The sequence below is a fragment of the Limnoglobus sp. genome (genome assembly GCF_059499385.1).
Genome location: NZ_JCABYM010000154.1, coordinates 1 through 11,128 on the forward strand (window position 1 = coordinate 1; position 11,128 = coordinate 11,128).

The window sequence follows — 11,128 nt, forward strand, 5'->3', positions numbered from 1 at the left end:
CCCCCCCCCCCCCCCCCCCCCCCCCCCCCCCCCAGCTCCCTCCCTCGGACGCGATGCTCATTGGGCGGGACGCGCTCACCCCCCTCCCTAACCCTCCCCCCAAGGGGGGAGGGAACAAAGCTTTAATCCAACGGCGCGGGGTAGCGTCGCTCGCGGCCCTCGCGGTCGCCCTCGCGATCCCGGTCGCGGTCCCGGCCGCCGCGGCCGCGGCGGTCGCGGTCGCCGCCGTACACCTTCGGCGGCGGGGCGGCCGGCAGCAGCCGCACCTCGTTGCCGTTCGCGTCGTGGCACTTCAGGTCCAGGTGGTCCGGCGACACGTTCGCCACCGGCACGATCGTGATTTCCGTGCGGCCCTTCTCCTCCAACGCCGCGATCACCTTCCGCTGCTTGTTCAACAGGTGGAACGCCGCCTCCGGGTGGACGGCCACGTGGATCGTGGACGGCCCGCCGGCGTTCGCCCCGGCCCGGTGAACGGCCAGGTGCAGCAGTCGCATCACCTCGATGCCGGTCGTGTCGCACGTCTTCACGTACCCCGTCCCCTTGCAGTGCCCGCACTCGTTGTAGATCCGCTTCTTCAACGACGGCCGCAGCCGCTGCCGGGTCATCTCGATGATACCGAACTGCGAGATGCGCAGAATCTTCGTCCGCGCCTTGTCCCGCAGGAGCGCGTCGCGGAGGCAGTCCTCGACCTTCCGCCGGTGCGTCTCGCCCCGCATGTCGATGAAGTCGTTGACGATCACCCCGCCGAGGTCGCGCAACCGCAGCTGCCGGGCGATCTCCTTCGCCGCGATCATGTTCATCTGGAACGCCGTCTCCTCGGCGTTGTTGTCCGCCCGGAACGTCCCGCTGTTCACGTCGATGGCGACGAGCGCCTCCGTCTGCTCGATGATGATCGACCCGCCGCGGGGGAGGTCGATCCGCTTCTGGTTGATCTTCGCGATCTCGTCCTCGACCTTGTACTTGTGGAACAGCGGCACGATCTCGTCGTGCAGCTTGATCCGGTTCGCGAACTTCGGCATCACGATCTGGAGGAACTCGCTGGCGTGCTGGTACGCCGTCGGGTCGTCCACCCAGATCGTGTCCACGTCCTTCGTGAACATGTCCCGGATGGTGCGGGTGATCATGTCCGACTCGCGGTAGCACTCGACCGGGGCGGCCACCTTGCGGATGCGGCGGGCGACGACCTGCCACAACCGGAGCAGGTAGACGAGGTCGTTTTGAAGCTCCTCCGCATCGCGGTCAATGGCCGCCGTGCGGACGATGAACCCGACGCCCTTCGGCGTCTGGAGTTCGCTCATGATGTCCCGCAGCCGGCGGCGGGCTTCCGGGTCCTCGATCTTCCGGGACACGCCGACCCGCGCCAGACTCGGCATCAGTACGAGGTAGCGGCCGGCGATGCTGACCTTCGTGGACAGCGTCGGGACCTTCGTACCGATGCCTTCCTTGATGACCTGGACAATGACCTCTTGGCCGCGCTTGAAGATCTTCTCGATGGGCAGCCGCGGGAACTCCCGCTCGCGCCGCGGGCCGCCGAACCGGCCGCCGCCGCCCGGCCGGCGCTCGCCGCGGTCGCCCCGCGGCCCGCGGTCGCCGCGGTCCCCACGATCACCTCGGCCCCGGCCGCGGTCGCCGCGGTCCCCCCGACCACCGCCGCGCCGTTCGCGGCGCTCGTCCGCGCCCTGGTACTCGCCGTGCTCGTTGTCGTTGAACCCGCGGCCGATGACCATCTCCGGCTCGTCCTGCGGCTCCCCTTCCGCCTCGGCCGGCGCGTCGGACACGCCGGACTCCTCCTCGATCTCGAACCCGCTCACGGCCTCGGCGTCGCCGCCGCCGAACCGGTCGTTTGGGGCGTCCGGGTCGAACCCGGTCGAGTCGGTGAAGAACGGCTGGATTTCCGGCTCGGAATCGCCGTCGTCGGTGGTGCGGTGTTCCGCCCCGGCGACCGGCAGCGGCGGCGGCTCGTCCCCGCCCTCGTCGTCCTTCTTTTTCGTTCGGCGAACCCGCGGCTTCTTCTCGTCGGCGGCTTCGTCCGCCTTCTTCGGCTTCGCCCGGCCGCGGCCCCGCGGCTTCTTCTCGTCGGTCGCCTCGCCGGCGTCCGGCAGTTGCTCCTCCAGGTCGATCGGGTTCGTTTCCGTCGAAACCTCGACGACTTCCAACTCGACGACCTCTTCAAAGACTTCCGACGACGGCTCGACGGCCACGTCGTCCAGCAGGCCCGCGCCGAACCCGCCCTCTTCCTCGTCGTCCGGCACGGCCGTCGGCGGCGCGGGCGGGGCGACCCGCGGCGCGGCGGGGACCAGCACGGCCGGGGCGACGGCCCGCGCCTCCGGCGGCAGCGGCGGCGGGGTTTCGTGTTCCGGCACCGGCGGCGGCAGGTCGTCGATCAGCCCCGTGCCGAACCCGCCGTCCTCGTCCGAAACCGGGGCGGAACGGCGGGCCGGCGGTTCCGGTTGCGGTTCGAGCCAGGCGGTCATCTCCCGCGGTTGCTCCGCCGGCGCTTCCTCGCGGCGGGGGCCACGGTCGCGATCCCGGTCGCGGCGGGGGCCGCGATCACCCCGCTCGCCGCGGTCGCGGCTCCGCTCGCGGGGCGGGCCGCGGTCCGGGCGGTCCACGCCGTACTCCTCGTCCTGTTCGGCTTCCAGCCGGGCGGCCACGTCCTTCGGCAGCAGGTGCTTGAAGTACGCCGGGTCCACGTCCGAGACGTGCAGGAACCCGTTCCGGCCGCCGCCGAAATCGACGAACGCGGCCTGGATGCTCGGCTCGATGTTGACGATCTTGCCCTTGTAGATGTTGCCGACGTAGGTTTCCTGGTTCGCGCGCTCGACGTAGAGTTCTTCGAGCACGCCGTCCTCAAGGATGGCGATGCGGCACTCCTCCGGCTGCGCCGCGTTGATGAGCATTTCCTTCTTCATTCGGTCCTCGAGTGTGGGAGGGCCGCCGGATAGTAGTAGGCACACTCCGTGTGCCGTCTCCTTCACGCCGCGGAACCCCGTGCAGGTCTCCGCGGCACATGGCAAACGGCACACGGAGTGTGCCTACTACTCTGTCGGCCCCGTTCGTGTCATTCGACGACCGGCCCGTTGGGGGAGAGTCCCCACGTGGCGGTCGGCGAGGGTTCGTCGTCGTCGGGCACCGCGCCCGACGGCAGGTCCAGCGGCCGCGTGACGGCCGGCCCGGTCGGCGGGCCGTCGGTCGCGTCCGGCGGTGTTTCGTCGGTCAGTTCCAACTCCGTGCGTTCCAGCACGGCCCCGGCGTCCGGCAGGTCGGCGACGCGGAGCAGCTTCAACAGTTCGTCGGCGCGGGCGGTCCCGGTGGGGGTCACCCACAGGTCTAACAGGAGGGCGGCTGTCTTCGCTGGGACCGCGGGCGTCCCGCCCGCTTCGCTGCCAGCCACTAAAGACAGGTTCCCGGAGCGGGGAAGGTGGGCGGGCGGGACGCCCGCGGTCCCAGGCCCGCCCGCGTCACTCACGCGAATCCCCCGAAGGTACGGGCGGATGTTCACCTGCCGCGGCCGCGGGTGGTAGCGGTCCACCCAGACTTCACCCGCCGCCATCAGTCCCTGAGCAATCTCGCGAACGCCATCGACCCGGTCCGCGGGGAGCGGCAGCCGGTAGACGATCCGCCGCGGCACGGCGGACGCCTTCATCGGCACGACTGTCGCCGAGTGGAAGTTCCACCCGGCCGGGGCCTGGCGGCGGAACGCGGCCAGCACGTCGGCCGCGTCGCGGGGTTCGGTCAGTTCCAGTTCGACGACTTCGTTGCGGCCGACGATGCCGAGGGAAAGGGAGAGGGCGAAGACGAGCCGCGGCGTGGGGTGGAACCCGGCGGTCATCTTGAACGGGACGGCGGCGCGGCGCATCATCCGCTCGGCGCACCGCATGAGGTCGTGGTGGCTGAGCAGGCGAAGGTCGCCGGCCTTCTCGAATCGGAATCGGAGCTTGTCACCGACCATCGGTTGTGGGACTTCGCCGAAGCGAAGTCACCCCCTCCGGCCGCCCTCCCGGAAACGGGATGGAGACGCCCAGAGGCCGGCGGTCCGGTGCGAGGACAGGCTCTCGCCTGGTCGCGGAACGGGTTGTCGGGTGTTCCTCATCGTCGTCTCGACCCACGGGGGGAGCGCGTCGGCCGTGCCGGACGCTACTCAACCCCGTCGGGGAGGAAGCGGCGTAAGTGTCCGCGTAAGTAACTCGTCACGTCGCGGGCGGTCTCCATTTGGAGAACGTCGTTGGCCACCCGCTCCGCTTCCGGGATTGTCAAGGCCCGGATCACGTGCTTGATTTCAGGAATCTTCCGGGGCGTCGCGGAGAGCTGTCGGATGCCCAACCCCAGCAACAGGGCGGTGTACAACGGCTCGCCGCTCATCTCCCCGCAGACGTTGACCTCGATGCCGTGCCGATTGCCGACTTGCGCGACCTGGTGGATCAGCCGCAGGACGGACGGATCGACGGGGCTGTACAAGTTGGCCACCGTCTCGTTGTTCCGGTCGGCCGCCAGGGTGTACTGGACGAGGTCGTTCGTTCCCAGGGAGAAGAAACTGACCTGCTTCGCCAGCACGTCCGCCATGATGGCCGCGGACGGAACTTCAATCATCGTACCAACTGGCACGTTCGGTTTGTAGTCGATTCCGGCGTCGTGCAAATCTTCTTCCACTTCCCGGAGTAAACTCAGGCACTGTCGGAGTTCCAGGACGGTGCTGACCATTGGGAACATGATCCGCAGGTCGCCGTAGCAGCTGGCCCGGAGGATCGCCCGGAGCTGCGTCTTGAACAGGGCGCGGTTTTGCAGGCACAGGCGGACGCTGCGGAGGCCGAGGAACGGGTTCTTCTCGTGCAGCGGGCCGGACGCCGGGGAGAACTTGTCCGCCCCCAGGTCGAGCGTCCGGATGACGACCGGGCGGTTCGGGCCGAGGGTGGTGACGACCTCCTTGTACGCCTCGAAGTGTTCCTCCTCGGTCGGGTCGGTCGTCTTGTTGACGTACAGGAACTCGGTCCGGTAAAGGCCGACGCCGGTGGCCCCCTTCTCGATGCAGGTGGCCGCCTCGGACGGGAACTCGATGTTCCCCAGGAGGCGGACGGTGACGCCGTCCTTCGTGACCGGCTCGGAGTCGCGGAGCGACTCGTAGGGGTCCGGGACGTGCTCCTGGCTGCGGAGCCGTTCCTTGTACCGGGCGAGCGTGTCCTCGTCCGGCTCCAGGATGATGATCCCCTCGTTGCCGTCGATGATGACGGTGTCGCCGCCGGACACGTCGGTGAGCAGCTTCCCCAACCCGACGACGGCCGGGATGTTCAGCGCCCCGGCGAGGATGGCGGTGTGGCTGGTCGGGCCGCCGGACTCGGTGGCGAACGCCCGGACCATCTTCGTGTTGAAGATGGCCGTCTCGCTGGGCGTCAGGTCGTGGGCGAGGACGATGACCGCCTGCACGGCCGCGTCGCCGGAGTCGCGGTTCTCGCCGAGGAGCTGGTGGAGGAGTTGCTTCTCCACGTCGATGAAGTCGGGGCGGTAGCGCAAGAGAACTTCGTTGCCGCTGTCGTCGAGACTGCGGATGCGCGAGCGGATGCACCGGCTGACGGCGTACTCGGCCGAGTACGACTCCGCCTTGATGAGCATTTCCAGGTCGTACCGGAGCGACTGGTCGCTGAGCAGCAGCGCGTGCGCGGCGAAGATTCGGCCGAGGTCCTTGCCCAGCCGTGTGGTCATCTCCTGCTCGCGGCGGCGGGCGTCCTCGATGGCCTGGTAGATGGCGACCTGGAGGCGGGCGAGTTCGCCGGGGACCTGCTCGGCGGGCACGGTCCGCCGGGGGATGCGGACGCCCTCGGTGTCGAGCACCAGGGCCGGTCCGATGGCGATGCCGGGGGAGGCCGGTATGCCGTGCTTGGTTTCCATTCGCGCCGCCAACGTGGGACCGCCCGACGCGTGGCCGGGCGAGGTCACAGGGAGAATGTACGTGGGTCGAGTCGTCGTCCGCCGCGGTTATATAGCCGCCGGCTTGCCGGCGGGTTTTTGGAGTCGCAGAACCCCGCCGGCAAGCCGGCGGCTATATAAACTGGCCCTACTCCGGGTCGCCCGGCGAGGCGAGGATGTCGATGAACCGGCCGATCACCGCCTCCGCGTCCGCGCCGTCGATCTCCACGAGCAGTTCCGTGCCGGGCATCGCGCACAGGCCGATCAGGTCCCAGAGGCTCTTGCCGTTCGCCCGCTTCTCGCCGTTCCACACGAACACGTCGCACACCATCGACCCGGCCAGGGTGGCGAACGTGGTGGCCGGCCGCATGTGCAGCCCGTTCGGGTTCACGACCACGACCGTGCGGCGGATCGGCTCGTTCAGCGTGCCGGCGGTCATGGCGCGCCCCCCGGCCGGTCCCGCAGGATGCGGAGGATGTCCTCGCGGGTCGTCGCCTCGCGGATCGCCTTCACCAATAGCTCGTCCCGGAGCGTCGTGACCACATTTTCGAGCGACCGCAGGTGCTCGCCGGGGCGGTCCGGCGGGGAGATGAGCAGGATCATGACGTGGACCGGCTCGCCGTCCACGCTGTCGAACCCGATCCCCGGCCCGGACACGGCCAGCGCCCCGGTCAGCTGCGTGACGGCCCCGTGCCGGGAGTGCGGGATGGCGATGTTCCGGCCGATGCCCGTGGTGCCGAGTTGCTCCCGCCGGAGGATCGCCCGCACGATGTCCGGCTGGTCCGTCTCCGCGAGGACGCCGGCCCGGAACAGGCTGCCGACGAGTTCGCGGATGGCGTCGTCGCGGGTCGTCGCCTGGAACAGCGGCGCGGGCGTGATCGCTTCGGGTATCAAGAAGTTCATCGAAAACCTCGACCGGGCCTCGGGACCAAGGGGCGGCTACTCGCGGATGCCGTCCGGCCCGCCGTGGGACGGGTTCCGCCGGTGGTCCTGAATCTTCTCTTTGTAATGCTTGATCTGCTGCTTCATCTTGTCCACGGCGATGGTCACGGCGGCCATGAGGTCCGCGGCCTCGCCGGCGGAGACGAAGTCGTGCTTGTGCTCGGCGTTGAGCAGGATTTCGGCCTTCTTTTCGAGACCGCGGAGGTCCACGGTGACTTCGATCTGGGACACCCGCTCGAAGAAGTGGAGGAGCTTCTCGGCCTTCTCGCGGATTTCGGCCTGGGCGGTTTCGTCGAGGTGCCCGTGGCGGGCGGATACCTTCACTTGCACGGCGTAGTCCTTTCCCCAGGGCGACCGGGCGACCGGTCGGGCGACACGAACATCCAGCGATTGTATCCGGCCGCGGAAGGGCGTTCAATCGGGCGGAGGAATTGATATAGCCGCCGGCTTGCCGGCGGAATGACAGGGAGTCGCAAAACCCGCCGGCAAGCCGGCGGCTATATAAAGCGGTCACCGCGGCTTCGCCGCGGCCTTCGCCCGCCGGGTGTGCTTCGGGGCGGCGAACTCGATCTGCTGCAACCGCTTCCGGACGCCGTCGGCGTACTCGTCGGACAGTTCCACCCCCAGGCAGCGGCGGCCGAGCTTCTTCGCCACCGCCAGCGTCGTCCCGCTGCCGGCGAACGGGTCGAGGACCAGGTCGCCGGGGTTCGACGCGACGCGGATGATCCGCTCCAGCACCGCCTCCGGCATCTGGCACGGGTGGTTCAGCCGCTCCTTGAACGTGCCGCACACCCGCGGTACGTACCACGTGTCGGACTCCGGTTGGAAGTGCCCGTCCGTCTCCTGCGGCCGCAACACCCAGGTGTCGTCCGGCAGCTTGCCGACCGGGTTCGCCCGCCGGTCGGCGTAGGTCGTCATCCGGGCCGACGGCACGCGGACCGGGTCCGGGTTGAACGTGAACCGGTCCGCGTCCGCGACGTAGTAGAAGATGTGCGCGTGGCTGCGGTTGAACTTCTTCTTGCAGTTCACGCCGAACGTGTAGTGCCAGACGATCCAGTTCCGCATCGTGAACCCGAGGGCGTCCAGCCGGACCTTGTGCTCGGCCGCGTACTCGTCGCCGATGGCGACGAACAGCGAGCCGGTCGGCTTCAGCACCCGCTTCACGGCCGTCAGCCACGTCTCGGCCCACGCGAGGTAGCAGTCGCGGCCGCGGCGGTCGTCGTAGATGTCGTACTCGTACCCGATGTTGAACGGCGGGTCGGCGAACGCCAGATCGACCGAGGCCGGTTCGAGTTTTTGCAGGACTTGGACGCAATCGCCGGTGATGACGGTGTCGTTCACTGGGCCGCCTGCCACATGAGGAACGGGTGAGGGAAGTGTGATGATACGGGGTCGTGCGGAATGCGCAAGTTGTATTCGTCGTGCGAATTGGGGGAATTTTAACGATTCTGCCGTGCGCCGAGTCGTGCGCCGCGGGCGGAACCGGGGTGAGAAATTGGGCTAGGCAGGGGTTCGCCGGATCGAGTACCTTCTCCCGACCTCGGACTCTCATTTGGCTCCACACCAACGGGATCACGGATGATCCAGCACCTGAAGCAGGTTTGGCAGTTCCGCTACTTCTGGGCGTCGCTCGTCCGGCTCGACCTCCGCAACCGGTACCGCCGGTCGGTCCTCGGCATCGGGTGGTCGCTGCTCAACCCGCTGGCGATGACCGTCGTCTTCTGCATCGCGTTCGGCGGCATCCTCGGCAGCGCGGACTGGCGGAAGTTCGCCCCGTACCTGCTCGGCGGGCTGGCCGTGTGGGAGTTCATGCGGGGGTCCGTCACCCAGGGGTGCGACGCGTTCGTCCGGGCGGAGGCGTACATCCGCCAGGCCCCGCTGCCGCTGAGCATCTACTCGCTGCGGACCGTCCTCGGCACGTTCATCCACTTCGTCATCTCGCTCGCGCTCGTCGTCGCGGCCGTGGTCGTGTTGCAGGACACCTACGACGTGCTGCCGCGGCTCGCGTCCGTCGTCCCGGCGATCCTGATGCTGATCGTGTTCTGCTGGAGCACGGCCACGCTGGCCGCGTTCGCGAACTCGTACTTCCACGACACCAAGCACCTGATCGACGTGGTCGCGCAGCTGCTCTTCTTCCTGACGCCGATCATGTACAACCCGGAAGTGGTGGTGAACAAGGTCGGCAGCTGGGTGATCGAGTACAACCCGGCGGCCCACTTCCTGATGCTCATCAGCCACCCGCTGGTGCAGGGGACGGAGCCGCCGGCCGGCCTGTTCCTGACGACCGGCAGCCTGACGCTCGGCATGTTCGGGCTGGCGTGCTGCACGATGGCGTGGCTGCAAAAGCGGGTCGTCTTCCAGTTGTAATTCATCACCGGGACTCACCGATGGCCAAGATCGAGTTGAAGAACGCGTCGCTGACGTTCACGCTCCGGAAGGCGACCCGGCTGTCGCTCAAGGAGTTCCTCCTCAACGGCATGTTCCTGACCAGCCGCAACCCGCTCATCCGGGTCCCGGCGCTGGTCAACGTGGACCTGTCGGCGCAGGACGGCGACCGGATCGGCGTGATCGGGCACAACGGGGCGGGCAAGAGCACGCTCCTGAAGCTGCTCGCCGGCGTCTACCCGACGACTTCCGGCTCGCGGGCCGTGGCCGGGAAGATTTGCTCGCTGTTCGACATCACCCTCGGGTTCGAGCCGGACGCGACGGGGCGGGAGAACATCCGCTACCGCGGCTACCTGCAAGGGGAGACGCCGCGGACGCTCCGGGCGAAGCAGCGGGAGATCGAGGAGTTCAGCGAACTCGGCGAGTTCCTGGACACGCCGGTGCGGTACTACTCGGCCGGCATGTCGGTGCGGCTGGCGTTCTCGATCGCGACGGCGATCGAGCCGGAGGTGCTGCTGATCGACGAGGTGCTGAGCGTCGGCGACCTGGCGTTCCAGATGAAGGCGGCCGACCGGATGAAGCAGATGATGGCGAACGCCCGGCTGATGGTTATGGTGAGCCACGACCTGAAGTCGATCGACAAGCTGTGCAACCGCGCCCTGTGGCTGGAGCACGGCCACGTCCGGATGAGCGGCCCGGCCGGGAAGGTGGCGCGGGCCTACGAGGCCAGCGTCCGCGGCCCGGACGCGGCGGCGGCGTGACCTTCGACTTCCGAAGTCCGGCTTCGACTTCGGAAGTCGATCCCCCGCGGGGGCGTTCCTTCCCTTTCCGTGCGCTCGGGTTCCGCTCGACTTCCGAAGTCGAAGCCGGACTTCGGAAGTCACGGTTCCCCTCCGAGGCCGCGGTGAACACCCCGCCCGTCGGCATTTTGATCGTCAACTACAACGGCGGGCCGCACCTCGCCGCGTGCCTCGCCGCCCTCGAACGGCAGACCGCGCCCCGGCACACGTTTGAAGTCATCGTCCTCGACAACGCCTCCCGCGACGGGTCGGCCGACATCGTCCCCGCTCGCTTCCCGTGGGTGAAGCTCGTGCGGTCGGCGGTGAACCTCGGGTTCGCCGAGGGGAACAACGTCGCCGCGCGACATGCGCATTCCGACGCCGTCGTCCTGCTCAACAACGACACGATCCCGGACCCGTACTGGTTGGAGGAGCTGCTGGCCGCGGCCGCGGAGAACCCCGGCGGCACGGTCGTGTCCAAGCTGGTGTTCGCCGACCGGCCGGCGGTCGTGAACAGCGCCGGCCTGTTCCTGCTCCGCGACGGCCGCGGCGCGGACCTCGGGTTCGACCAGCCCGACGACGGCCGGTTCGAGGGCGGCGGCCCGGTGTTCGCCGGCTGCGGCGCGGCCGTGCTGATGCGGAAGGACGCGGCCGGCGAGGTGCTCGACCCGAACTACTTCCTCTACTACGAGGACCTGGACGCCGGCTGGCGGCAGCAACTGGCCGGCGTGCCGGCGGTGCTGGCCCCGCGGTCGCTGGTGCGGCACGTCCACGGGGCGGCGGCCGGCGAGGCGTCGCCGGTGTTCCGGTTCCACGTCGAGCGGAACCGGGCGCTGACGGCGCTGCGCAACGGCGACCCGTTCCTGGCCGTCTGGTCCGGGTTCGTGCTGCTGGCGAAGGTCCCGGTCGCGTTCGTTCGCGCGGCGGCGGGGAAGAGTCGGTGGGCGAACGCGGCGGCGGTGTTGAGGGCGTTCGCGTCGTACCTCGACCGGCTGCCGCGGACGCTGGTGTCGCGGTACCTGACGCGGCGGTGGCGGGTCCGAACCGACGTGTATGGCGGTTCCGGGGTTTTGTTCCCTCCCCCCTTGGGGGGGAGGGCTAGGGAGGGGGGTGAGCGCGTC

Annotated in this window: 10 protein-coding genes; 3 read left to right on the forward strand and 7 right to left on the reverse strand. The window is 69.0% G+C overall.

What is annotated here, in order from left to right; genetic code table 11:
- Window positions 1–122: 122 nt before the first annotated feature.
- From AC5JJ2_RS27010 to AC5JJ2_RS27040, 7 genes are all read right to left on the reverse strand, one after another.
- Entirely contained in the window at window positions 123–2,912 is a 2,790-nt protein-coding gene (locus AC5JJ2_RS27010) for an Rne/Rng family ribonuclease (RefSeq protein ID WP_495861168.1), read from the reverse strand.
- Between the two features lie 149 nt (window positions 2,913–3,061).
- Window positions 3,062–3,952, reverse strand: coding sequence for a TIGR03936 family radical SAM-associated protein (locus AC5JJ2_RS27015; RefSeq protein WP_495861169.1), 891 nt, complete (start codon window positions 3,950–3,952; stop codon window positions 3,062–3,064).
- A gap of 185 nt (window positions 3,953–4,137) precedes the next feature.
- Window positions 4,138–5,883, reverse strand: coding sequence for a phosphoenolpyruvate--protein phosphotransferase (gene ptsP / locus AC5JJ2_RS27020; RefSeq protein WP_495861170.1), 1,746 nt, complete (start codon window positions 5,881–5,883; stop codon window positions 4,138–4,140).
- A gap of 166 nt (window positions 5,884–6,049) precedes the next feature.
- Window positions 6,050–6,340, reverse strand: a complete 291-nt coding sequence (locus tag AC5JJ2_RS27025; protein ID WP_495861171.1) for an HPr family phosphocarrier protein — start codon at window positions 6,338–6,340, stop codon at window positions 6,050–6,052.
- Entirely contained in the window at window positions 6,337–6,804 is a 468-nt protein-coding gene (locus AC5JJ2_RS27030) for a PTS sugar transporter subunit IIA (protein WP_495861172.1), read from the reverse strand. The genes AC5JJ2_RS27025 and AC5JJ2_RS27030 overlap by 4 nt, the downstream gene beginning before the upstream one ends.
- A gap of 36 nt (window positions 6,805–6,840) precedes the next feature.
- Entirely contained in the window at window positions 6,841–7,173 is a 333-nt protein-coding gene (locus tag AC5JJ2_RS27035; protein WP_495861173.1) for an HPF/RaiA family ribosome-associated protein, read from the reverse strand.
- 180 nt (window positions 7,174–7,353) lie between these two features.
- Complete coding sequence (locus AC5JJ2_RS27040; RefSeq protein WP_495861174.1) at window positions 7,354–8,184, reverse strand: DNA-methyltransferase; 831 nt, start codon at window positions 8,182–8,184, stop codon at window positions 7,354–7,356.
- A gap of 237 nt (window positions 8,185–8,421) precedes the next feature.
- On the opposite strand from AC5JJ2_RS27040, the gene AC5JJ2_RS27045 reads away from it, so the two are divergent.
- From AC5JJ2_RS27045 to AC5JJ2_RS27055, 3 genes are all read left to right on the forward strand, one after another.
- A complete protein-coding gene (locus AC5JJ2_RS27045; RefSeq protein WP_495861175.1) occupies window positions 8,422–9,210 on the forward strand; it encodes an ABC transporter permease in 789 nt (262 codons plus the stop codon).
- A 20-nt stretch (window positions 9,211–9,230) separates the two neighbouring features.
- The gene (locus tag AC5JJ2_RS27050) at window positions 9,231–9,989 is read left to right on the forward strand and encodes an ABC transporter ATP-binding protein (RefSeq protein ID WP_495861176.1); all 759 of its coding nucleotides are present in this window, start codon (window positions 9,231–9,233) and stop codon (window positions 9,987–9,989) included.
- A gap of 143 nt (window positions 9,990–10,132) precedes the next feature.
- Window positions 10,133–11,128, forward strand: a 996-nt coding sequence (locus AC5JJ2_RS27055; RefSeq protein WP_495861177.1) for a glycosyltransferase family 2 protein, incomplete at its 3' end; no start/stop codon positions are given.